We start from the raw sequence: 23,861 nt of genomic DNA, 5'->3' as shown, positions 1-23,861 counted from the left end.
TTCCGGACAATCCGCGCGGGCGGGGCGGCGGCACAGTCTGAGTCCGTTTCACTCGTTTCGCTTCGTTGCCGCCATGAACCTGTCGCTTTATTTCGTCACCGTGCTGATCTGGGGCACCACCTGGATCGCGATCAAATGGCAGCTCGGCGCCGTGCCGCCGCCCGTGTCGATCGCGTGGCGCTTCTCGCTCGCGGCCGCCGTGCTGTTCGCGCTGCTGCGCGTGATGCGCCGGCCGGTGCGTCCGCCGCGCGAGGCGTGGCGCTACCTCGTCGCGCAGGGCTTCGCGTTGTTCTGCCTGAATTTCCTGTGCTTCTACTACTCGGAGCAGGTCGTGCCGAGCGGCCTCGTCGCGGTGATCTTCTCGACCGCGCCGCTCTTGAATTCGATCAACGGCCGGCTGTTCATGGGCCGCCCGCTGCGGCCGTCCGCGATTGCCGGCGCGCTGCTCGGGCTGACCGGCATCGCCTGCCTGTTCTGGCAGCAGATGGCCGGCCACCTCGACGATCACGCGACCTGGACGGGCCTCGCGATCGCGTTCGCGGGCACGATGTGCTTCTCGGCCGGCAACCTGCTGTCGAGCCGGATGCAATCGATGGGGCTGCATCCGCTCGCGACCAACGGCTGGGCGATGCTGATCGGCGCGGCGATCCTGACGGTCGGCAGTGCGGTGGCCGGGCTGCCGTTCATGATCGACCCGAGCCCGCGTTATCTCGGCGCGCTCGTCTATCTGGCCGTGCCGGGCTCGGTGATCGGGTTCACCGCGTACCTGACGCTCGTCGGGCGGATCGGGCCGGAGCGCGCGGCGTACTGCACGGTGCTGTTCCCGATCGTCGCGCTGGCCGTGTCGACGGTCTTCGAGGGCTACCAGTGGTCGCCGCTCGCGGTGATCGGGCTGCTGCTCGTGCTGGCCGGCAATCTCGTTGCGTTCGACCTGACGCGCCGGTTGTTCCTGCGCGTGGCTTGACCGGGGCATCAGGCACTCTTGCGCATTCGCGGAGACGGTGCTGCACGACGAAGTCGCCGATCTGGTGCTGGGCGGTTTCCCGCTCGTCACGACCGAGCTCGATCGCTACGTGCTTTCATTCGACGGTGCGCCGTTGGCCGTGGCCGTCCTGCATGGCTTGCCGCTGAAGAACCTTGGCGGCGACGGTGCGTTGTCGACGATCGTGCCTTACGACGTTCCGCAGCAGTGGTCGCTGACCGTCCACCGGCATCAGCGGCGGGTCGACGGGTTCCTGTACATGTCCCGCCATCTGAACACGTCGGAAGCCCTCGTGCTCTTCGATCGTGCCGAACCCAAGCTCTCGCTCCGGGACGCCGTTCCGTTCCGGCGTCATCCTCAAGCCGTCCGCGTATTGCGCGACTTCAACGTGTTGCTGCGTTGAACGGCGTTGCGCGCGCGGCAGCACGACTCACGCCGCCGCGCCGCTCCCGGCGAGCCGCGCCTGCCGCTGGTACAGCACCATCGACAGCGCGACGCCGGCCGCCGCGGCCACCGCCGCGAACAGGAACACCTGCGGATAACCGAACGCACCGGCCACATAGCCGGCGAGCGGGCCCGTGATGCCGAGCGACAGGTCGAGAAACACCGAATACGCGGACAGCGCCGCGCCGCGGCTCGCCGGCGGGACGAGCGCCACGGCCTCGACGCCGAGCGCCGGGAAGATCAGCGCGAAGCCGAAGCCGGTCAGCGCGGCGCCGACGAGCGCGACGTGCGGCACGGGCGCGAGCCACAGCAGCAAGAGGCCCGAGCATTCGAACGCGAACGACACGATCGCGACGCGGAAGCCGCCGTGAGTCTTGATCGTGTTCGCGAACAGCAGCCGCGCGCCGATGAACAGCGTGCCGAACACGGTCAGCGACAGCGCGGCGTTCGGCCAGTGGCGCGCCGCGTAGTACAGCGTGACGAAGGTCGCGATCGAGCCGAAGCCGGCCGAGCCGAGCGCGAGGCCGAGGCCGTGCGGCAGTACGCGCGTGAACACGCTCGCATACGACATCCGTTCGCCGTGCACGAGCGGCACGGAAGCGATCAGGCGCGCGAGATAGAAGCCGATCGCGGCGAGCGCGATCACGATCACGCCGATCAGCGCCGGATTCAGCGTGTGCGCGATCGCGACGCCGACCGGCGCGCCGAGCGCGAGCGCCCCGTAGGTCGCGATGCCGTTCCACGAGATCACCTTCGCGTTGTGCGCGACGCCGACCCGCCCGATGCCCCACAGGATCGCACCGGTGCCGCACAGGCTCTCGCCGACGCCGAGCACGAGCCGGCTCGCGACCAGCAGCACGAGGCTCGCGACCGGCCAGTGAGCCAGCAGCAGCGCGACGAGCAGCAGCACGCCCGACACGCCGCAGCCGATCAGCCCGCGCAGCACCGTCTGCTTCGGCCCGAGCGTATCGGCGAAGCGCCCGGCGAGCGGGCGCGACGCGAGCGTCGCGAAATACTGGACGCTGATCGCGCCGCCCGCGACGATCGCGGAAAAACCGAGGTCGTCATGGACGAAGCCCGGCAGCACCGCGAGCGGCAGGCCGATGGTCAGATAGCAGATGAACGTGAAACAGACGACGGACACGATTTGCAGCGTGACGGCAAACCCGCTGCGCGGCGGTGTGGCGGAATCGGTTGACATGGGGTCGGATCGAATGGACGAAACGGAGCGGAAAGCGGCGAAAAACGGAATCGGGATTTTCCCATGGAACCGGTTTTCACGCAGGTACCATTTAGTTAATCGCGACCCATTTTCATCGTCGAAGAATGGCTGACGGACCGCTGCGGGCAGGCCGGAACCCAGGCCGGGCAAGGCGCCCGACGCCTGCCGGGCGGCCGCGGCGCGCATATCGCGGCAGTTATATGGGCCCCATGCGTGATGGGCTATGGGTTGCGGAATTTGACGGTGATAGCGTGCAAACTGTCAGAGAAACGTCGGTCGAGCGCCCCGCGCAGGCCGCCTTGCCCCCACCGGAAGAACGATAGAGACATGAGTGAGCCGATCCGCTTCTACCATCGTCACGCGGTCCGCGAAGTCAGCGGCGCGGACGTCACCCGCACCGTGCTGCAGTACCTGCGCGAGGATGCGCACTGCACCGGCACCAAGGAAGGCTGCGCGGAAGGCGACTGCGGCGCGTGCACGGTCGTCGTCGGCGAGCTGACCGACACGGGTACGGTCGCGTTCAAGGCCGTCAATGCCTGCATCCAGTTCCTGCCCACGCTCGACGGCAAGGCGCTGTTGACGGTGGAAGACCTGCGCCAGCCGGACGGTTCGCTGCATCCGGTGCAGCAGGCGATGGTCGATTGCCACGGCTCGCAATGCGGGTTCTGCACGCCCGGTTTCGTGATGTCGATGTGGGCGCTGTACGAGAAGCACGGCCATGAAGGCTGCGCCGGCACGTGCGCGAAGGCGAAGGACGTGCCGACGCGCACCGAGATCGCCGATGCGCTCACCGGCAACCTGTGCCGCTGCACCGGCTATCGCCCGATCGTCGATGCGGCCGTGCAGATGTTCGGTGCGCCGGCGCCGACGGCACCGGTCGATACGGCCGCGCTGGCCCGCACGCTCGCGTCGCTCAAGCGTGACGACACGTTCGACTACACGACGCGCGACGGCGCGCGCTTCGCCGCGCCGCGCACGCTCGACGCGCTGGCCGCGCTGAAGGTCGAGCGCCCGGATGCACGGCTGCTCGCTGGCAGCACCGACATCGGCCTGTGGGTCACCAAGCAGATGCGTCGCCTCGACGACCTGATCTACGTCGGCCAGATCGCCGAACTGCGGACCGTCGTGCACGGCGACGACTGGATCGAGATCGGCGCGGGCGTGACGGTCGAGGACGGCTATGCGGCACTCGCCGGCACGTATCCGGAACTGACCGAAATGTGGAAGCGCTTCGCGTCGCTGCCGATCCGCAACGCGGGGACGATCGGCGGCAACGTCGCGAACGGCTCGCCGATCGGCGACTCGATGCCGGGCCTGATCGCGCTCGGCGCGCGGGTCGTGCTGCGCGGCGGCGACACGGTGCGCGAGCTGCCGCTCGAGGCGCTCTACACCGGCTATCAGCAAAAGGACATGGCGCCGCACGAATTCGTCGTCGGCCTGAAGGTGCCGACCCGCACCGGTGCGCGCGCGAAGCTGCAGTTCCGCACCTACAAGCTGTCGAAGCGCTTCGACTCCGACATTTCGGCGGTGTGCGCGGCGTTCGCGTTCATCGCGGACGGCGAGCTGATCCGCGAGCCGCGCATCGCGTTCGGCGGGATGGCCGCGACGCCGAAGCGCGCGACGCATACGGAGAGCCTGCTCGACGGCGCGCAGTGGCACGAAGCCACCGCGCAGGCCGCGATGCAGGCGCTCGAGCGCGACTACCAGCCGCTCACCGACATGCGTGCGACGAGCGCGTATCGCCTCGATACCGCGAAGAACCTGATGTACCGATTCTGGCTGGAGACGCGCCCGCACGACCCGCTGCCGCCGCAGGCGCTGAACGTGCGTGAAGTGGCCGCCGAAGTTGCCGACGACGCGGCGCGCGTCTGACGAGGGAGAACACCGAACATGAACCAGCAAGCAGAACCGTTCCTGAACACCCTCGACCCGCAGGCCGACGCCGCGCAGGTGCACGTCTCGCGCGCGCACGAATCCGCGCACCTGCACGTGAGCGGGCGCGCGACCTACACCGACGACATCCCGCTCGTCGCGGGCACGCTGCACGCTGCGCTCGGGTTGTCCGCGAAGCCGCACGCGAAGATCGTGTCGATGAATTTCGACGCGGTGCGCGCGACGCCCGGCGTGGTCGCCGTGTTCACGGCCGACGACATCCCCGGCGTCAACGATTGCGGCCCGATCATCCACGACGATCCGGTACTCGCCAAAGGCATCGTGCAGTTCGTCGGCCAGCCGATGTTCATCGTCGTCGCGACGTCGCACGAAACCGCGCGGCTCGCCGCGCGCCGCGCGCAGGTCGACTACGAGGAGCTGCCCGCGATCCTGACCGCGCAGGAAGCGCGGCAGGCCGAAACCTATGTGATCCCGCCGCTGAAACTCGCGCGCGGCGACGCGGCCGCGCGGCTCGCCGCCGCGCCGCATCGCGAGTCGGGCGAGATGCTGCTCGGCGGCCAGGAGCAGTTCTACCTGGAAGGGCAGATCGCGTACGCGGTGCCGAAGGACGACGACGGGATGCACGTGTACTGCTCGACGCAGCACCCGAGCGAGATGCAGCACCTCGTCGCGCACGTGCTCGGCGTCGCGTCGCACAACGTGCTGGTCGAATGCCGCCGGATGGGCGGCGGGTTCGGCGGCAAGGAATCGCAGTCGGGCCTGTTCGCATGCTGCGCGGCGCTCGCCGCGTGGAAGCTGCTGTGCCCGGTGAAGCTGCGTCCGGACCGCGACGACGACATGATGATCACCGGCAAGCGACACGACTTCCATTACCGCTTCGACGTCGGCTACGACGACGACGGCCGCCTCGACGGCGTCGCGCTCGACATGACGTCGCGCTGCGGCTTCTCGGCGGACCTGTCGGGCCCGGTGATGACGCGCGCGGTGTGCCACTTCGACAACGCGTACTGGCTCGGCGACGTCGACATCGCCGGCTACTGCGGCAAGACCAACACGCAGTCGAACACCGCGTTCCGCGGCTTCGGCGGGCCGCAGGGCGCGTTCGCGATCGAATACATCCTCGACGACGTCGCGCGCGCGCTCGGCCGCGATCCGCTCGACGTGCGCTACGCGAACCTGTACGGCAAGACCGAGCGCAACGTGACGCCTTACGGGCAGACGGTCGAGGACAACGTGCTGCACGAACTGCTCGGCGAACTCGAGTCGACGAGCGACTACCGCGCGCGGCGCGCGGGCGTGCGCGAATTCAACGCACGCAACACGGTGCTGAAGAAGGGCATCGCGCTCACGCCGGTGAAGTTCGGCATCGCGTTCAACGTCACGCACTTCAACCAGGCGGGCGCGCTGGTGCACATCTACACCGACGGCTCGGTGCTCGTGAACCACGGCGGCACGGAGATGGGGCAGGGGCTCAACACGAAGGTCGCGCAGGTCGTCGCGCACGAGCTCGGCATCCGCTTCGGCCGGATCCGCGTGACGGCGACCGACACGAGCAAGGTCGCGAACACGTCCGCGACGGCTGCGTCGACGGGCTCCGACCTGAACGGCAAGGCCGCGCAGGATGCGGCGCGCCAGCTGCGCGAGCGCCTCGCGGCGTTCGCGGCGAAGCAGTTCGGCGACGGCAAGGTCGATGCGGCCGACGTGAAGTTCGGCAACGACTTCGTGTGGATCGGCGGCGCGAGCGTGCCGTTCGGCGAGGTGATCGCGAAGGCGTATCTCGCGCGCGTGCAGCTGTGGTCCGACGGCTTCTACGCGACGCCGAAGCTGTACTGGGATCAGTCGAAGCTGCAGGGCCGGCCGTTCTATTACTACTCGTACGGCGCGGCCGTGTCGGAGGTCGTGATCGACACGCTGACGGGCGAGATGCGCACGCTGCGCGTCGACGCGCTGCACGACGTGGGCGCATCGCTGAACCCGGCGCTCGACATCGGCCAGGTCGAAGGCGCGTTCATCCAGGGAATGGGCTGGCTCACGACCGAGGAGCTGTGGTGGAACAAGGGCGGCAAGCTGATGACGCATGCGCCGTCCACGTACAAGATCCCGACGGTCAACGACACGCCGCCCGAATTCAACGTGCGGCTGTTCCAGAACCGCAACGTGGAGGACAGCATCCATCGTTCGAAGGCCGTCGGCGAACCGCCGCTGCTGCTGCCGTTCTCGGTGTTCTTCGCGGTGCGCGACGCGATTGCGGCGGTCGGCGACTACCGGGTGAATCCGCCGCTCGACGCGCCGGCCACCGGCGAGTCGATCCTGCGCGCGATCACTGCGGTGCGTGCTGCGCGCGCCGGTCAGGCAGGTTGAGATGAACGGGCCTGCACGTTCGTTTCGCACCGCGACGACCCCGGCATTCGCGCAGGGTACCGGCCAGCGCAACCGCGCGACCGGTACGTCCGCGCCGATGCACATCGTGCTGTTCGGCGCGGGGCACGTCGGCCATGCGCTCGTCACGCTGCTCGGCGCATTGCCGTGCGTCGTGCAGTGGGTCGATACGCGCGACGAGCTGTTCCCGGACGAATGTCCGCCGAACGTGCAGCCGGAGCCGACCGACATACCCGAGGCCGTCGTCGACGCGGCGCCGCCCGGCGCGTACTTCCTCGTGATGACGCACAACCACGCGCTCGACTTCTCGCTCGCCGTGCAGATCATGCGGCGGCGCGACTTCGCGTACTTCGGGATGATCGGTTCGCGTACCAAGCGCGTGAAGTTCGAGCGCCGGCTCGCCGCGCGCGGCGTCGATCCGGCGCGGCTCACCGAGATGGTGTGTCCGATCGGCGTCGCGGGCATCGTCGACAAGGCGCCCGGTGCGATCGCGGTGGCCGTCTGCGCGGAACTGCTGCAGGCCCGCTCGGGCATGCCGGTGGCCGATGCGAAGGCGGCCGCGGCGGGGCGCTTGCGCGACGACGCGCGCTGCGCACGGTAACGATCAGGGGCGGCACGCCCGACCCACGTCCGCGCGTTTTTGCCTACACTGCACGGATCGCGCGGCAGCGGGCCGCGCGTTCTTTCGTGCAGGTACCATGTCCGATCATCAGGTCTATCTCGATGCGCTCGATGCGAGCCTCGTCGTCATCGAGCGCTGGCTGTCCGGCGCCGATACTTCCCCCGCGGCGCTCGATGCGCTGCTCGCGCCTTTCTCCGCCGAATTCACGATGATCATGACCGACGGTCGCGCGTTCGACCGCGACGACACGCGCGCGCTGTTCGCGAAGCTCGGCGGCGCGAAGCCGGGGCTGCGCATCAAACTGTCGGACATCCGCGTGCTCGCGGCAGACGCGTCGCATGCGGTGCTCACCTATCTTGAAGCGCAGCAGGCGGCGTCGGGCGAACTGCCCGCGCGTCGCGCGACCGCCGTGTTCGCGCGCGACGCGGCAGGCGTCGTGCGCTGGACCCATCTGCAGGAAACCTTCTGCACGGCCTGAGCGGCCGCGCCGCGTGATCGTGCGCGGGCGATTCCGCGGGGGGGCAGCGCCGCTTCAGCGCTTGCGGCCGCGTGCGGCGGTCAGCTCGTCGGACACGCTTTGCATCAGCGCACACAGCCACGCGATGTCGGTCGGGCGATCGGGGTGCGGGTGCGTGAGCAGGTAGCTCTTGATGCGCGGGAACGGCACGGGCGGCGCGACGACGACGAGCGGCAGCAGCTGCGCGTAGTGCGTCGCGAAGCGGCGCGTCGTCGTGAAGATCAGGTCCGACTGCAGCAGCACCTGCGGCACGATGCCGAAGTACGGCAGCGTCGTCACGATCCGTCGCGTGAGGCGGGCGCGGGCGAGGCCGATCTCGATCGCGTTGCGCTTGTCGCCGGTGTACGGCGTCGGCGCGACGTGCGCGGCCGACGCGTACGCTTCGCGCGTGAGCGGTTCGCGGGCGAGCGGATGCGCGTCGCGCATCAGGCACACGATCGTGTCGGAGAACAGGTCCTGGCGCGCGAACCGCGGGTCGGGCTTCGGCCAGTTGCCGATCACGAGATCGAGCGCGCCCGATTCGAGCGCCTCCGCGTGATCGAGCGCGGGATTCAATGAGTCGATTTCCAGATGCGCATGCGGCGCCGCGTCGCGAAAGCGCTCGATCAGCGTCGGCATGAAGAAATCGTTGAGGTAGTCGGGCGCGGCGACGCGGAACGTGCGCCGCGCGGACGATGGATCGAAGTCGCCGTGCGGCGTCGCGATGAAGTCGACCTCGCGCAGCGCGCGCGACGCGGCACCGAGCAGCGATGCGCCGTACTCGGTCGGCACCATCCCGGATTTGCCGCGCACGAGAATCGGGTCGTTCAGCGTCTCGCGCAGCTTGCGCAGCGCGGTGCTGATCGCGGGCTGGGTCTGGTTCAGGCGCAGCGCGGCCTGCGTGACGCTGCGCTCGAGCAGCAGCGTGCGCAATACGCGCACGAGCCAGATATCGAGCGAGGCGGTACGATCGTCGTCTTCCATCGGCGAGCGGTGTTCGGGAGAAGCGTAACCTTACCGCAGCCGCACGTTGCCGTGCGTGATACCGGCCATCACGTGCGCCCCTTCGGCAGCACGCTGATCCGCTTGACCTCGCGCGACTCGAGCCAGTTCGGCGTGCGCGCGCAGTACAGCACCATCGGCAGCGCGTCCTCGCCCCAGAACAGCTGCTGGTTCATCCAGAAGGTCGGTACGCCGAACACGCCGAGCGCGATCGCGTCGTCGGTGTTGCGGCGCAACTGCGCGCTCGTCTCCTCGAATTCGATCAGCTCGTCGCCGTGCCCGACGCCGACGCGCTCGCACAGCGCCGCGAACCCGTCCGGCGTCGACGGATCGTTGCCGTCGTGCCAGATGAAGCGGAACATTTCCAGCACGGTCGCGATGTCGGCGCGCAGCGCGATCGCGAGGCGCAGCACCTTGTCGGAGTCGAACGGATGCGCGGGCGGCATCTTGAAGCGGATGCCGAGCTGTTCGGCGCGAAACAGCGCGTGGCGGTACGTGAACACGCGCTTGGCCGGCACGTCGGCGCTCGGGCGCTGCCCCCAGTGGCGCTGCAGGTCGGGCAGCGACACGGCGACGGGGTCGAACGGCACGTCGGGCCACTTGTCGTGCTGTTCGAGCAGCAGGTAGGAGAACGGCGACACGAAGTCGAAGAACCAGGCAGGCTGGGCAGTGTCGAGGCCGGTTGTCATGGCGATCTCCAGAGGGTGGGGCGTGCGCGCCTGGCGGCGGCCTTCATGTTACGTTGCGGCGCGCGGATGCAACCGCGCGGATGCAGCAATGATCGCGGATCGGCCGCTCATGCGGAACCGGGAGTCGCCCGGGGGGGCTCGCCGGCCGGCGCCGCCGCGCCGCCGCGCGCCGCTGCACGGCCGCCGGCGCCGGGTGTGCCCGGCGTGCCCGATGCGACGTCGTGATCGTGCGCGGTGAGCCGCTCGCGCACGAAGCCGATGTGCTCGCGCAGCACGTAGAACTGCCCCGCGTACGCAAGCGGCATCTTCATCCGGTTCACGGCTTCCTCGATGTCGTCGAGTTCGTCGAGCAACTGGACGCGCTCTTCGGCCGTATGCTCGCCGAGCGCGCGGCGCTCGAGCGCGATCAGCGCGCCGTACCAGCGGTAGATGCGCGAACGCACGCGCCAGCCGTACAGCGACGGCACCAGCCGCAACCCGGGGATCAGCACGACGATCAGCGGCACCACGACGACGAGCAGCCGGTCGACGAGACTCGCGACCCAGAACGGCAGCCGCCGGTACAGGAACGACTTGCCCGACTTGTAATAGCGCCCCGCGTCGTCGGACAGCGGGAAGCCGCGCGTGACGGCCGACGGGAATTCGCCCGCGTGCTGCAGGATCGTCGCGTGGCCGTGCACTTCGCGCGCGGCCTCGATCAGCAGGTCGGACAGCGCGGGGTGCAGCGTATCGCGCGCGACCAGCTCGATCGTCGGCGCGACCGTGTGGATGTCGGCGGGCGGCAGGTTGAGGCCGAGATCGTAGACGCCCATCGGCAGCGTGATCGCGGTCAGGTACGGAAAGCGCCGCGCGTAGGCCTCGGCTTGCGTGAACGAGTACACGTGCACGCCGGGCGCGCGGAACAGCTTCGCCATCACCGGGATCTGCGTCGAGTCGCCGGACAGGAACGCGGCGTCGATCTTGCCGTCGAGCAGCGCGGCCGCGGCGTCCTCGCCGGCGGTCGGCAGCAGCTCGGTCGAGCCGCCCGGCACGATGCCGTTCATCTTCAGCAGCGCCAGGCTCAATTCGCGCGCGCCGCTGCCTTCCGCGCCGAGCGCGAGCCGCTTGCCCTTGAAGTCGGACAGGCGTGCGACCACCGGCCCGCGGTACATGATCGCGAGCGGCACGTAGCCGATGCTGCCGAGCGAGACCAGGTGTTCATCGCGCTCCTTCGGGCCGATGCCGCTCTGCACGAAGCCGACGTCGACCGGCGCGTCCGGATTCGACAGCCGCGCGAGGTTCTGCGCGGATCCTTCGGATGACTGGACGTCGAGCGTGACGCCGTTCTTCGCGAGGATCGCCTTGTATTTCTGCGCGGCGTTCCAGTAGGTGCTGCCGGGCGGGCCGGACGAAATCACGAGCGTGGACGGCGGCGCCGGCTGGATCAGCTTGACCGCGAACCAGACCGCCGCGACCGCGAGCAGCACGGTGGGGCCGATCGACAGCGCGAGGTCGCGCCACGACACCGCGACGAAGCGGGCGAGGATGCGGCGGGGCGGGCGGGGGCGGGCTGGCTTCATGGAGTCGGCGGATGACACGGGCGTGACGCATCGATGACGGCCGTCGCGGACAAGGCACGCGATGCGCGTTCTGGCGGCGATGGTACCCGGTTTCGCCCGGCGTGCGCGAGTCCGGCGCCGTCGCGCGGCGGCGGACACGGGCGCGCGCGGGCGGATGGCGGGCGGCCACGCGTCAAAAGCTTTGCGCTTCGGCTGGCGCTGGATTACATTGTGCGACGCAGCCGCGCCCGATTCGCGCACGACCCGGCACGTTATGAGACCGGGCGCGCCCGGCCGGCGGCTGTCCGGCCCGGCCGGCCCGCATTCGCGCGCGCCGGCCGCCGGCCCGTGTCGCCTCTCTCGCATCGCCGTGGAAATCATCGGCCGTCCCGCCCGTTCGCGCGCGGGCCGGCTGCCTTTGGGGGTATCCGGCCGTACTGTGCACGGCCGTTCCGGAGTTACAAGGAGATAGCATGAAGTCGATCGTGTTGAGAGCGTTGGGTGTTGCGGCCGTGGCGGCCTGTCTGACGGGCAGCGTGTACGCGCAGTCGAGCGATGCGGCGGCCACCGAAGCGCCGGCCGCGGCAGCGAGCTCGCCGAAGGCGGCGGCCAAGACCGCGAAGAAGGCCAACCGCCAGCTCGGCTATGCGGTGCGCAAGGCCATTACGAAGGCAGGCGGCATCGACGTGGCGAACATCGTCGTGCGCTCGAAGGGCGGCGCGATCTCGCTGGAGGGCACGGTGCCCGACCAGGCACAGATCGACAAGGCGGAAGAGGCGGCGAAGGGCGTGAAGGGCGTGACGTCGGTCACGAACAAGCTGACGGTTCAGCAGCAATGATGCCGGGCGGCGGCGCGCCAGCGCCGCGCGCCCGCTTTCACGCGGGCCCCGGCGTGCCGGGGCCCGTTTGCACTTTTGAATGCCCCCAGGGCCCGCCGCTTCGCGCCAGGCCCCGGAGCGGGCGTCCCCCAAGGAAACTTCCTTCGGGGCGGAAAACCTTGGGCGGCCCGGCGTTTTCCCGACAGGCCGCGAGCCGCGCACGACGCAGCGGCGCACCGATAACGATATCGAGAGGGCGGCAATGACAACGCACGGGTGGGGCAGTCGGATTCTTTGGGGCGCGGCGCTGGTCGCGATCACGTTGCTCGGCGCCTGCAACGGCGACGAGTCGTCCGAACGCAATCGGCTGCCCGGGTTCGTGTCCGGCAGCGTGCGCACCACCGCCTACGACGGTACGGGCGACGACCTGCTGACTGCCGGTCTCGGCAAGACGGGCCTCGCCGCCGCCACCGCGCCGGCGTTCGCGAATCCGTCGCGGCCGACGAGCGCCGAGCTGCGCCGGCTCGCGATCTGGTCGAACTACCGCGCGCTCGTCGACATGAGCGCCAACGGCGGCTACGGCCGTTTCTGGGGACCGAACGTCGACCTCGACGGCAACGACACGCTCGGCGAAGGCAAGATTCCCGGCACCGAATATCTCGCGTATTCCGACGACGGCAGCGGCCGCAAGAACGTGACGCTGCTCGTGCAGGTGCCCGCGAGCTTCGACCCCGCGCAGCCGTGCATCGTCACCGCGACGTCGTCCGGTTCGCGCGGTGTGTACGGCGCGATTTCGGCGGCCGGCGAGTGGGGCCTCAAGCGCGGCTGCGCGGTCGCGTACAACGACAAGGGCGGCGGCAACGGCGCGCACGAGCTCGGCACCGACACGATCACGCTGATCGACGGCACGCTCGCCGACGAGGTGCTCGCCGGCAATGCGAGTCTCTTTACCGCCAATGTGACGAGCAGCGACCTGGCCGCGTTCAACAGCCGCTTCCCGAACCGCTACGCGTTCAAGCACGCGCATTCGCAACAGAATCCCGAGCAGGACTGGGGGCACGCGACGCTGCAGGCGGTCGAATTCGCGTACTGGGCGCTCAACGAACAGTTCGGGCCGTTCGTCGACGGCTCGCATCACGGCGTGCGCTACCGCCCGGGCGACATCACGACGATCGCCGCGTCCGTCAGCAACGGCGGCGGCGCGGCGCTCGCGGCGGCCGAGCAGGACACGCGCCGCTGGATCACCGCGGTCGTGGTCGGCGAGCCGCAAGTCAACGTGCGGATGGCGCCGAACGCGGTCGTGCGCGAGGGCGGCCAGCCGGTGCCGTCGTTCGGCCGGCCGCTGGCCGACTACGCGACGCTCGCGAACCTGCTGGAGCCGTGTGCGGCCGCGTCGTCGTCGCTCGCGGGCGCGCCGTACCTGAGCGCGCTGCCGGCCGCCACCACGCAGTCGATCCGCACGCAGCGCTGCGCGACGCTCGCCGCGGCCGGGTTCGTGTCGGGGGCCGATACGCAGAGCCAGGCCGCCGACGCGCTCGCGCAACTGCACGCGGCCGGCTATCTCGCGGATTCCGACCTGCTGCAGGCGCCGATGTGGGATTCGCAGGCGATTCCGGCGATCGCGGTCACCTATGCGAACGCGTACACGCGCTCGCGCGTGACCGACAACCTGTGCAATTTCAGCTTCGCGACCACCAATGCGGCGACGGGCGCGGTGGCGCCGCCCGCCGCCTCGCCGATGCCGGCCGTGTTCGGCCTCGGCAACGGCGTGCCGCCGACGGCAGGCGTCAATCTCGTGTTCAACACCGGTGCGGGTGTCGACCACCGGCTCGCGACGCCCGACGCGAGTTTCGCGGGCGCGCTGTGCCTGCGCCAGCTGTGGACCAACGGGATGCTCGACATGCCGGCGAACGTCGATGCGGTGCGCGTGAACGCGAACCTGCAGGGCAAGCCGGCGATCATCGTGCAGGGCCGCAGCGACGCGCTCGTGCCCGTGAATCACGCGTCGCGCGCGTACGTCGCGCAGAACGGCATCAGTGAAGGCGGCCGCAGCCAGCTCGTGTTCTACGAGGTGACGAACGGGCAGCACTTCGATGCGTTCCTGCCCGTCGCGGGCTTCGACACGCGCTTCGTGCCGGTCCACTACTACAACCTGCAGGCGCTGAACCTGATGTGGCGGCACCTGAAGAACGGTGCCGCGCTGCCGCCGTCACAGGTGGTCCGCACGCTGCCGCGCGGCGGCACGCCGGGCGCCGCGCCGGCGCTGACGAGCGCGAACCTGCCGCCGATCTCGGCGTCCCCCGGCGCGAACGCGATCACGGCCGGCGCGGGCGCGATCGATGTGCCGCTCTGACGGCACCCGCCCCACCGCGATACGGAAGCCGGACGCTCGTCCGGCTTTTTTATTTTCAGCGTCTGGAATCGGTCCCGCATTGCCCTTGGTCCGAATGGCATGCGCTGTAACAAATTATCGCTTTACGGCGGAAAATCCGGAATCTATTATGCGCCGATATTTTAACTTAATTTAATAAATTCCCGTAAAGACAATATTCCTTTCCGTATAGTTAATCGATCCTTTCGATTTTATTAAATCGGCTCGAGTTGCGGTTGGTCGCCCTTTCGCGATTGACCGGCATTTCGTCGAGGGAGTCGTTCGTCTGTTCGAAGCGAAGGCGCCTTGTCTGGCGGCCTTTGCAGGGGATGCTTTTGCTTGCGGTTTCTCGCGCGTGCGGATGGCGAGGGCGAATTCGCAGTGCCGCACATTATTGAATCGTCGTTTGCAATGGAATTGATTCCATTGTGCGATCGCGGAATATGGGTGGGGTAAATCATGCCGGTCGGTATTCGCCGATGCGGTAAAAAACTCGGGGTGCATCGCAAAACGAATGCGCTCCCGGTGCGGAGCGCCGGCGCAAATGATCCTTTGCGACCGGCGGTATTTATCGTTCTGTTCGAGAGGCAATAATGACGACACTGAAGTCCTTGAAAGACGGTTTCGCGCTATTTGGAACGACGCTGAGCGTGCCGCTCGCCGCAGCCGCGGCCGCGGCGCTGCTCGTCACGGGATGCGGCGGCGACGACGGGGCGGGCCCGACCGCCGCCACCGCGGCAGCCGCGACGACGTCGAACGGCAGCACGTCGGCCAGCACCAATGCAACGGCCGCCGTCCCGGCCGACCAGCCGTACGTCGACAACGACGTGTACGGCACCGGGCCGAACGACGCGGTCACGGATTCGACCGAAGGGGCCGCGGTCGTGCACCGCCAGGTCACGATCGGCGGCAAGACCGTCCAGTACACGGCCACCACCGGCCACCTGACCACGATCGACCCGATCACGTCGGCGCCGAACGCGAAGATGTTCTACGTCGCGTACACGCAGGACAATCCGGACCCGTCGAAGCCGCGCCCGGTCACGTTCTTCTACAACGGCGGCCCCGGCTCGTCGTCGGTCTACCTGCTGCTCGGCTCGTACGGGCCGAAGCGCCTGCAGTCGTCGTTCCCGAACTTCACGCCGCCGGCCCCGTACAAGCTGCTCGACAACCCGGACAGCCTGCTCGACCGTACCGACCTCGTGTTCATCAACCCGGTCGGCACCGGCTACTCGGCGGCGATCGCCCCGGCGAAGAACAAGGATTTCTGGGGCACCGACCAGGACGCGCGCTCGATCGACCGCTTCATCCAGCGCTACCTGACCAAGTACTCGCGCTGGAACTCGCCGAAGTTCCTGTACGGCGAGTCGTACGGCACCGCGCGCAGCGCGGTCGTGTCATGGGTGCTGCATGAGGACGGCATCGACCTGAACGGGATCACGCTGCAGTCGTCGATCCTCGACTATGCGAATGCGCTGTCCGCGCCGGGTACCTTCCCGACGCTCGCGGCCGACGCGTTCTACTGGAAGAAGACGACGCTCAACCCGACGCCGACCGATCTCGACGCATACATGGTGCAGGCCCGCAACTACGCGGACAACACGCTCGCGCCGCTCGCGCAGAAGCCGAACCCGCAGGACGGCGGCTTCGTGAACGTGCGGCTGAACCTGAACCTGCAGACCGCGCGGCAGATGGGTTCGTACATCGGCACGGATCCGACGTCGCTGATCCAGACGTTCGGCAACCCGGCCGCGCTCGGCAACGTGCCGTCGTCGGACGACAACCCGCCGTACACGTTCTTCCTGACGCTCGTGCCGGGCACGCAGATCGGCCAGTACGACGGTCGCGCGAACTTCACGGGCAAGGGCATCGCGCCGTACATCCTGCCGAACTCGGGCAGCAACGATCCGTCGATCACGAACGTCGGCGGCGCGTACACGGTGCTGTGGAACAGCTACATCAACACCGACCTCAAGTACACGTCGACGTCGTCGTTCGTGGACCTGAACGACCAGGTCTTCAACAACTGGGACTTCAGCCACACCGACCCGACCGGCGCGAACCGGGGCGGCGGCAATACGCTGTACACGGCCGGTGATCTCGCGGCGACGATGAGCGTGAACCCGGACCTGAAGGTGCTGTCGGCGAACGGCTATTTCGATGCGGTCACGCCGTTCCACCAGACCGAGCTGACGCTCGCGCAGATGCCGCTCGATCCGACGCTCAAGGCACAGAACCTGACGATCAAGAACTATCCGTCGGGCCACATGATTTACCTGAACGACGCGTCGCGGACCGCGCTGAAGGGCGATCTCGGCAACTTCTACGACGGGATCCTCGCAAACCGTACCGCGCTGCAGCGCGTGCTGAAGCTGCAGGCGCGCACGCAACAGATGAAGCAGCAACAGTTGAAGCAGCAGGGGCAGTAAGGATCGCGAGCGACTTGCGCTGCCCGGCCGTGGGCCGGGCGGCCCGAGTTCGCGAGGCCCCGGATGGACGACAGCCCGATCGGCGCAGGCCGGTCGGGCTGTTTTTTTGCGGCGGGGGAAGCCGGCGGCGCGTGCTGGCCGGTCATGCATCACATCGCGCATGCGGCTCGCGATGCTGTGAGCTTCCACGGTGCCCGTGAGTCGTCGACCGACGGGGCGTTGTCGGGTCCGCGTGAGATTCGCGGCGGCTTGATCCTCGCAAGGGGGATGCATGCCCCTGTATCGAGGGAAATTCTCCACCGACAAATCGTGCCGATCTCTTCCGTCAGGGGCGGGAAGATGGCGGTGTCTGCCGTGGCGGGCGGCAGCCGCGCCGCTTACGCGAGCACGAGCCGCACGCCGACCGCGACGAGCGTCGAGGCGAGCAGGTTGCGCAGCAGCCGCTCGGGCGCGCGCGCCGACAGCAGGCTGCCGAGCACGATGCCGGGCAGCGAGCCGAGCAGCAGCGACAGCAGCATCGACCAGTCGACCGAGCCGAGCAGCCAGTGGCCCATGCCGGCGACGAGCGTGAGCGGCACCGCGTGCGCGATGTCGGAGCCGACGATGCGCGCGGTCGCGAGCAGCGGGTACAGTAGCAGCAGCACGGTGACGCCGATCGCGCCGGCGCCGACCGACGTCATCGACACGAGCGCGCCCAGCACGGCGCCCGTCAGCACGGTCGACCAGAACGTGCGCGCGGGATTCGGCGGGAGCGGGTTGCGCGCGGCGAGCGCGGTCAACTGCGGGCGGAAGATCAGTGCGAGCGACGTGAGCAGCAGCGCGATGCCGAGCACCAGCTGGATCATTCGCGCGGTGCCGGGCGAGTTCATCCCGTGCGTGTGCAGCAGCCACAGCGTGACGGCCGCGGCCGGGACGCTGCCGGCCGCGAGCCGGCCGGTAATGCGCCAGTCGATCGACCCCTTCAGTCCGTGGACGAGGGTGCCGGTGGCCTTGGTCGCGGCCGCGTACAGCAGATCGGTGCCGACCGCCGTCGCGGGATGGACGCCAAACAGCAGCACGAGGATCGGCGTCATCAGCGAACCGCCGCCGACGCCCGTCAGGCCGACGAGAACGCCGACGAACAGGCCGGACAGGGAGTACAGCAGATCGATATGGGGAAGCGACATCGGAAGCAGGCGGTTATGCGGCGTTCGGCGGCGGCGCGCGGCCGCGGCGCGCGCATCAAAGTCCGCCATTGTCGCAAAAGTGGCGCTTCGGTGTACGACTACGTTAAAAATCGGCCGGGAAGGCCCGCCGGACGGGCCGTTCCCGGCGGGTCAAACGAACGTTTGAACGGGCGCCGGGCCGGGCGGGGTGGCGTGCCGGCGTTGCCGGGTTGCGACGCCGATGGCGGGCCATCGGGTGCGGCGGGGCGGAACTCTCCCCGATTCAGGCCGGACGGCCGTCAATGCATCGCGGGGCCGGCGCCCGCAACGGCGTCCTGGCGGCGGATGCGCAGCGCGAGACCGAGCAGCCCGGCCGCGGCCGCAAATGCGGCGCCGACGGCGAACGCGGCGTGGTAGCCGCCGTTCAGCGCGTCGAGCGGCGAGGCGTGTGCCGCCGCGAGCGCATCGGTGCGCGCGGCCGCGAGGCTCGCGAGCACGGCGAGGCCGAGCGCCCCGCCCATCATGAACGCGGTGTTGACGATGCCCGACGCGAGCCCCGAATCGGCCGGATCGACGTCGCTCATCGCGGCGAGCAGCACCGGATTGAACGCGACGCCCGCGCCGATGCCGAGCAGCGTCATGCCCGGCAGCACGTGCCAGACGAAGCTGCCGTCGGCCGGCGCGCGCGCGAACAGCGCGAGGCCGCACGCCGCGATCAGCAGGCCGGCGGCGATCGGGCCGCGGATGCCGAAACGCATCACGATCCGCGCCGACAGCCCGAGCGAGAACGCGGCCATGATCAGGTTCGCCGGCAGGAACGCGAGCCCGACCTGCAGCGGTCCGTAGCCGAGCACGCGCTGCATGTAGAGCGCGGACAGGAAGAACCACGCGAACATCGCGGCCGCCCACAGCACGCCGATCACGTTCGCGAGCGCGACGTTGCGCGCGGCGAACAGCGTGAGCGGCATCAGCGGATGCGCGACGCGCGCCTCGATCGCGACGAACAGCGCGAGCAGCACGACGGCCGCGCCGATCAGCACGACTGTTTGCGTAGACAGCCAGCCGGCCTCGTTGCCCCCGACGATCCCGTAGACCGCGAGCATCAGCGACGCGGTCACGGTGATCGCGCCCGCGACGTCGAGCCGCGCGGCGCCGGCCGGCGCGCGCAGGCGCGGCAGCAGCGCGACGCACATCGCATAGACGGCGATGCCGATCGGCAGGTTGACGAGGAAGATCCAGTGCCACGACAGCGTGCTCGTCAAGAGCCCGCCGAGCAGCACGCCGATGCTGCCGCCGCCCGCGCAGACGAAACCGTAGACGCCCATCGCGCGCGCCCGTTCGCCCGGCTCGGTGAACAGGTTCATGATCAGCGACAGCGACACGGCCGACACGATCGCGCCGCCGAAGCCCTGCACCGCGCGCGCGGCGATCAGCATCGTCTGCGATTGCGCGAGGCCGCAGGCGAGCGACGCGAGCGTGAACACGACGAGGCCGGCGAGGAACATGCGCCGCTGCCCGTACAGGTCGCCGAGCCGGCCGCCGAGCAGCAGGCAGCCGCCGAACGTCAGCAGGTAGGCGTTGACGACCCACACGAGGGCCGTCTCGGTGAAATGGAGGTCGGTGCTGATCGACGGCAGTGCAACGTTTACGATCGTGCTGTCGAGCACGATCATCAGCACGCCGAGGCAGAGGACGATCAGCGCGTACCAGCGCTTCTCGCCGTGGATCCCGTGGGTCATGGCTGGCAGCCTTCTCTCTGATAGTTATTTGAAAGGCTGAATTGTAGACGTCGTTCGCGTGCGCTTCCTGCCGGTTTGTGGCAGGAGCGACGCGTAGCGGCAGCGCGTGTCGCGCGGCGCCGGACGTTATCCGCGCGGCGGGAGTTCGCAGCCGTCGGGGCCGCAAGCGGCGGCGTCGTCGCCGGCGAATTCGACGATGGCGCCGTCGCGCCATGCCTGCTCGAGCGCCTGCGCGAACACGTCGGCCGGCTGCGCGCCCGATACCGCGTAGCGGCCGCCGAACACGAACAGCGGCACGCCGCGTCCGCCGATCTGCGCGGCGCGCGCGATGTCGGCCTCGACTTCGTCACGGTATGCATCGCTGCGCAGCACGGCTTCGACGGCCGAGCGCTCGAGCCCCGCTTCGACCGCGAAGTCGATCAGCGCCGCATGGTCGAACAGCGAGCCGTGCTCGCAGAAATAGGCGCGGTACAGGCGCTCGGTCAGCGCATGGGCGCGGCCGGTGGCTTCCGCGAGCTTCACGAGCCGATGGCCGTCGAGCGTGTCGCCGACGAACGTGCCGGGCAGGTCGTAGCTCAGCCCGACGCTCGCTGCCGCGTCGGTCACCTGGCGCAACATCTGGTCGACCTGCGCGGGCGACATCCGGTACTTGCCCGCGAGCATCGCCTCCACCGGTTCGACCGGCTGGCCCGGCATCAGCCGGTACGCACGCAACGCGACGTCGACGTGCTCCGCGTGCGCGAATGCGGCGAGCGCCTCGTCGAAGCGGCGCTTGCCGATCCAGCACCACGGGCAGATCAGGTCGGACCAGATTTCGACGGTCAGGATCGGGCGGGCAGTCGGGGCGGGAGTGGTCGTCATGGGCGGTCCGGGGCGGCAAATAAATGTAACCGGGACTATAGCATTTTGTGCTTCGACGCTTCGACGCTTCGACGCTTCGATGCTTCGCCGTGGGCTGGCCCGCGTGGAACGGGCCGGCCCCTGACGTATCACGAAGCATAGTCACGGACCGCGCGAACCGGTAGCGGGGCTGATGTCAGTGATGGTGAACGGTGAAGGCGGCAAGCTTGGCGACCAAGCGACCAAGCGACCAAGCGACCACGCCCGCAGCACAGGTCGCTCACACGTCGCTCACACGTCGCTCACACGTCGCCCTGCGTTTCCTTCAGATGCTTCAGGTGCTTGTAGACGGTCGCGCGCCCCATCCCGAGCACGTTCGCGACGTAGTTCGCGGCGCTCTTGCCGCGGAACGCGCCTTCCGCATAAAGCGCCTCGACGAGCTCGCGCCGGTGCTCGCGCGTGAGGCCGTTCAGGCCGACCTGCCGCTCGCGCAGCCAGCCGTGCAGGAACGTGTTGATGCGCTCCTGCCAGTCGTCGCGGAACAGCTCGTCCGGTTGCGCGACGATGCCCGCGCCCTTGATGAACACGTCGAGCGTCGCGCGGACGTCGTCGAACACCGCGATGTTGAAGTTGATGCACATCATCCCGGCCGGCCGGCCTTCGTCGTCGAACAGCACGTTGCTCACGCAACGCATGCGCCGGCCGTCCCAGTTCAGTTTCTCGTACGGGCCGATCACGCGCTCGCGCGCCGAATGATCGATTTCCTCGAGCGCCGAATCGTCGCCGACCTCGCGCTTCGACAGGTTGTTCGCGAGGTACAGCACGGTCTGGTCGTGCAGGTCGTGGATCACGACTTCCGCGTACGGGAAGAACAGCGCCGCGATGCCGTCGGCGATCGGTGCGTAGCGGGTGAGCAGCAGGTCTTTGACGGGGGATTGCTTCTTGCGCATCGGAATCGCCATCTCGGGTGAGCGGGAGCCGGGCGGTGCGTCGGCACGGCGCGCCGGCGTGCCGTCCACCGGCTCGCCCGTGCGCCCCCGCGCTGCCGCCGCGGCGGTTGCGCCATTGTATCGGCCCCGCGTGCGCGTGCCGCTCATGCGCGCGTCAGATGCATGTACAGCGCGTGTGCGATCGCGATGTCCTCGAGCCCGAGGCCGATCGAGCGGAAGAACGCGTGACGCGTGCGCGACGGCGCCGCGCAGGTGCCTGCGACGAGCGCGGGCAGGTCGCCGACGATCCGCTCCGGCGTCCAGCCGTGCCCGGCCGCCGCGATCTGCATCTCGCCCGCGCTCGCGGGCGTCGTGTGCCGGTAGTCACAGTACACGTCCATGTCGGGCAACCATGCGGGCGGGATCTCGTGCGCGCGCGCGACGTTGGTGCTGATCGAGGTGACGAGCGCGGGGCGCGTGAGCATGCCGTCGGCGAGCACCGGCGTGCCCGACGACGTGCACAGCATCACGACGTCCGCGTCGCGCACGCACGCCTCGACGCTGGCGGCCGCACGGGCGCGCGGATCGATCCGCGCGAGCGTCGCCTGCAGCGCCGGGTCGCCGGCGAGCGCGGGCGAATGGACGCTGATCGATGCCCAGTCGCGCAATGCCGCCGTATGGCGCAGATGTGCGAGGCCCACCGCGCCCGCGCCGATCACGGCGAGCCGGCGCGCATCGCGCGGCGCGAGGCAGTCGACCGCGAGCGCCGTCGTGCCGGCCGTGCGCTCGACCGTCAGCAGCCCCGCGTCGCACCACATCAGCGGCTGGCCGGTGCGCATCGACATCAGCGCGGTCCACGCCGTGACGATCGGTTTGCCGCCCGTCACGACGTATGGCGACAGCTTCGCGCCGAACACTTGCTCGTCGGCGAGTGCGCCGAGATACGTGATGAAATCGCCGGCCTGCTCGGGGAACAGCGTGAGGGTTTGCGGCGGCTGCACCGCGCGGGCCGATGCGAGCGACGCGAACATGCGGCGCAGCGTGCCGAGCACGTCGAGCGACGGCAGCGCCGCGCGCACCGCGGCTTCGTCGACGGTCAGCGGCAGGGTCGGGGCGGGTTGCGTCATGGAACTTCTCCGGTCGGGGCCGGACAGGACAGTCTCGAAAGCGGGCGTCCGGCGGTGTTCGTGATGGATTAAAAGTCTAATATAGACAAAAGAAGTCGGGTGAATTTTTCTTTTCAGGACAGGCCCGAGCCGCTGTCAGTCGAAAAAACATCGATGAATCAAAGGCATTTTGTGTAATCGACGGAATCTCGATGGGCAGCAGCGAGGCCGCGATTATCGTATCCCCTATAGTCTATAGTAGACTAAGAGTCTATATTTCACATGCGGACCGGCATGTTGCCGCCCGGCGGCCGGCATGCATCGCATGCCGATCCGGCGCCCGGCGACGGCGTCGCGCGAACGGTCTTCATCGCCTCAATCCGGAATCGAAGGACATCGTCATGAACTGGAAGCTTTCCCTCTGCGCCGTCGCGGCGCTTGCGTGCGCGGCCGTCACCGCCCACGCGGAACAGACCACGCTGCGCTTCGGGATCGAAGCCGCCTATCCGCCGTTCGAGAGCAAGACGCCGGCCGGCCAGCTGCAGGGTTTCGACGTCGACGTCGGCAATGCCGTCTGCGCGAAGCTGAACATGAAGTGCGTGTGGGTCGAGAATGCGTTCGACGGGCTGATCCCGGCGCTGCAGGCGCGCAAGTTCGACGCGATCAATTCGGCGATGAACATCACCGCGAAGCGCAAGCAGAGCATCGATTTCACGCCGGCGATCTACGTGGTGCCGATCGTGATGGTCGCGCACCGCGGCTCGCCGCTGCGGCCCGATGCCGCGAGCCTGCGCGGCAAGCACGTCGGCGTGCTGCAGGGCTCGTCGCAGGAGGATTTCCTGAAGGCGCACTGGGCCAATGCGGGCGTGGACGTCGTGTCGTATCAGGACCAGGACCAGATCTATGCCGATCTCGTCGCCGGTCGTCTCGACGCGGCCGTGCAGGAAGCGCAGACCGCGCAGGACGGTTTCCTCGACAAGCCGGCCGGCCGCGACTACCAGATCGTCGGCGAGCCGCTGAAGGATCCCGCGACGCTCGGCGAAGGCACCGGCTTCGGGTTGCGCAAGGGCGACAAGGCGCTGCAGGCGAAGATCGTCGGCGCGCTCGACGCGCTGAAGAAGGACGGCACGCTGAGCGCGCTGTCGCAGAAGTATTTCAAGCGCGACATCGTCGCGAAGTAAGCCAGGCCGCGCGCCGGCCGCGGTGCCGGCGCGCGT

Annotated in this window: 19 protein-coding genes; 10 read left to right on the top strand and 9 right to left on the bottom strand. The window is 68.9% G+C overall.

Annotation, left to right across the window (positions count from 1 at the left end):
• The first annotated feature begins 73 nt into the window (after positions 1 to 73).
• Positions 74 to 964, top strand: a complete 891-nt coding sequence (locus tag DIE04_RS11080) for a DMT family transporter (RefSeq protein ID WP_124573025.1) — start codon at positions 74 to 76, stop codon at positions 962 to 964.
• A 7-nt stretch (positions 965 to 971) separates the two neighbouring features.
• Positions 972 to 1,385 carry an RES family NAD+ phosphorylase gene (locus tag DIE04_RS11075; protein ID WP_260426291.1) on the top strand — a complete coding sequence of 138 codons (414 nt, stop codon included), beginning with the start codon at positions 972 to 974 and terminating at the stop codon, positions 1,383 to 1,385.
• A 27-nt stretch (positions 1,386 to 1,412) separates the two neighbouring features.
• Here the strand turns inward: DIE04_RS11075 and DIE04_RS11070 are convergent, their stop codons facing one another.
• Positions 1,413 to 2,627: an MFS transporter gene (locus DIE04_RS11070; RefSeq protein WP_044844119.1), complete on the bottom strand. Its 1,215-nt coding sequence runs from the start codon at positions 2,625 to 2,627 to the stop codon at positions 1,413 to 1,415.
• A 348-nt stretch (positions 2,628 to 2,975) separates the two neighbouring features.
• Between DIE04_RS11070 and xdhA the strand changes: the two genes are divergently transcribed.
• From xdhA to DIE04_RS11050, 4 genes are all read left to right on the top strand, one after another.
• Positions 2,976 to 4,520 (top strand): xanthine dehydrogenase small subunit, encoded by a 1,545-nt coding sequence (xdhA, locus tag DIE04_RS11065; RefSeq protein WP_124488724.1) that lies wholly within the window; start codon positions 2,976 to 2,978, stop codon positions 4,518 to 4,520.
• Between the two features lie 18 nt (positions 4,521 to 4,538).
• Positions 4,539 to 6,902, top strand: coding sequence for a xanthine dehydrogenase molybdopterin binding subunit (xdhB, locus tag DIE04_RS11060; RefSeq protein WP_044844121.1), 2,364 nt, complete (start codon positions 4,539 to 4,541; stop codon positions 6,900 to 6,902).
• A gap of 1 nt (position 6,903) precedes the next feature.
• Positions 6,904 to 7,521, top strand: coding sequence for a xanthine dehydrogenase accessory protein XdhC (gene xdhC, locus DIE04_RS11055; RefSeq protein ID WP_124488725.1), 618 nt, complete (start codon positions 6,904 to 6,906; stop codon positions 7,519 to 7,521).
• 97 nt (positions 7,522 to 7,618) lie between these two features.
• The gene (locus DIE04_RS11050; protein ID WP_124522824.1) at positions 7,619 to 8,020 is read left to right on the top strand and encodes a nuclear transport factor 2 family protein; all 402 of its coding nucleotides are present in this window, start codon (positions 7,619 to 7,621) and stop codon (positions 8,018 to 8,020) included.
• 54 nt (positions 8,021 to 8,074) lie between these two features.
• On the opposite strand, the gene DIE04_RS11045 is transcribed toward DIE04_RS11050, so the two are convergent.
• The 3 genes from DIE04_RS11045 to DIE04_RS11035 form a co-directional block, all read right to left on the bottom strand.
• A complete protein-coding gene (locus DIE04_RS11045) occupies positions 8,075 to 9,022 on the bottom strand; it encodes a LysR family transcriptional regulator (protein ID WP_044844124.1) in 948 nt (315 codons plus the stop codon).
• A gap of 68 nt (positions 9,023 to 9,090) precedes the next feature.
• Entirely contained in the window at positions 9,091 to 9,729 is a 639-nt protein-coding gene (locus tag DIE04_RS11040; protein WP_044844125.1) for a 2-hydroxychromene-2-carboxylate isomerase, read from the bottom strand.
• 107 nt (positions 9,730 to 9,836) lie between these two features.
• On the bottom strand, positions 9,837 to 11,288 hold the full coding sequence (locus DIE04_RS11035; protein WP_124488726.1) for a TAXI family TRAP transporter solute-binding subunit: 1,452 nt from the start codon (positions 11,286 to 11,288) through the stop codon (positions 9,837 to 9,839).
• A gap of 452 nt (positions 11,289 to 11,740) precedes the next feature.
• On the opposite strand from DIE04_RS11035, the gene DIE04_RS11030 reads away from it, so the two are divergent.
• The 3 genes from DIE04_RS11030 to DIE04_RS11015 all read left to right on the top strand — a co-directional run bounded on the left by DIE04_RS11030 (position 11,741) and on the right by DIE04_RS11015 (position 16,885).
• Entirely contained in the window at positions 11,741 to 12,106 is a 366-nt protein-coding gene (locus DIE04_RS11030; protein WP_044844127.1) for a BON domain-containing protein, read from the top strand.
• Between the two features lie 241 nt (positions 12,107 to 12,347).
• On the top strand, positions 12,348 to 14,438 hold the full coding sequence (locus DIE04_RS11025) for a D-(-)-3-hydroxybutyrate oligomer hydrolase (protein ID WP_124573023.1): 2,091 nt from the start codon (positions 12,348 to 12,350) through the stop codon (positions 14,436 to 14,438).
• Between the two features lie 611 nt (positions 14,439 to 15,049).
• Positions 15,050 to 16,885 (top strand): S10 family peptidase, encoded by a 1,836-nt coding sequence (locus DIE04_RS11015; protein ID WP_124488728.1) that lies wholly within the window; start codon positions 15,050 to 15,052, stop codon positions 16,883 to 16,885.
• A gap of 377 nt (positions 16,886 to 17,262) precedes the next feature.
• On the opposite strand, the gene DIE04_RS11010 is transcribed toward DIE04_RS11015, so the two are convergent.
• The 5 genes from DIE04_RS11010 to DIE04_RS10990 all read right to left on the bottom strand — a co-directional run bounded on the left by DIE04_RS11010 (position 17,263) and on the right by DIE04_RS10990 (position 22,665).
• Complete coding sequence (locus DIE04_RS11010; protein WP_044844146.1) at positions 17,263 to 18,051, bottom strand: sulfite exporter TauE/SafE family protein; 789 nt, start codon at positions 18,049 to 18,051, stop codon at positions 17,263 to 17,265.
• 278 nt (positions 18,052 to 18,329) lie between these two features.
• The gene (locus tag DIE04_RS11005) at positions 18,330 to 19,769 is read right to left on the bottom strand and encodes a DHA2 family efflux MFS transporter permease subunit (protein WP_124488729.1); all 1,440 of its coding nucleotides are present in this window, start codon (positions 19,767 to 19,769) and stop codon (positions 18,330 to 18,332) included.
• Between the two features lie 126 nt (positions 19,770 to 19,895).
• Entirely contained in the window at positions 19,896 to 20,630 is a 735-nt protein-coding gene (locus DIE04_RS11000; RefSeq protein WP_124488730.1) for a DsbA family oxidoreductase, read from the bottom strand.
• A gap of 281 nt (positions 20,631 to 20,911) precedes the next feature.
• Positions 20,912 to 21,706 carry a transcriptional regulator gene (locus tag DIE04_RS10995; protein ID WP_124488731.1) on the bottom strand — a complete coding sequence of 265 codons (795 nt, stop codon included), beginning with the start codon at positions 21,704 to 21,706 and terminating at the stop codon, positions 20,912 to 20,914.
• The gene (locus DIE04_RS10990) at positions 21,703 to 22,665 is read right to left on the bottom strand and encodes an ornithine cyclodeaminase family protein (RefSeq protein ID WP_044844133.1); all 963 of its coding nucleotides are present in this window, start codon (positions 22,663 to 22,665) and stop codon (positions 21,703 to 21,705) included. The genes DIE04_RS10995 and DIE04_RS10990 overlap by 4 nt, the downstream gene beginning before the upstream one ends.
• Before the next feature lie 380 nt (positions 22,666 to 23,045).
• Between DIE04_RS10990 and DIE04_RS10985 the strand changes: the two genes are divergently transcribed.
• On the top strand, positions 23,046 to 23,825 hold the full coding sequence (locus DIE04_RS10985; RefSeq protein WP_124522832.1) for an ABC transporter substrate-binding protein: 780 nt from the start codon (positions 23,046 to 23,048) through the stop codon (positions 23,823 to 23,825).
• The last annotated feature ends 36 nt before the right edge of the window (positions 23,826 to 23,861 follow it).

Origin of the sequence: Burkholderia sp. Bp8994 (assembly GCF_003853805.1) — a bacterium.
GTDB lineage: Bacteria > Pseudomonadota > Gammaproteobacteria > Burkholderiales > Burkholderiaceae > Burkholderia.
The sequence above is the reverse complement of the archived record's forward strand: the minus strand, read 5'-3'. Positions and strand labels throughout refer to the sequence as shown.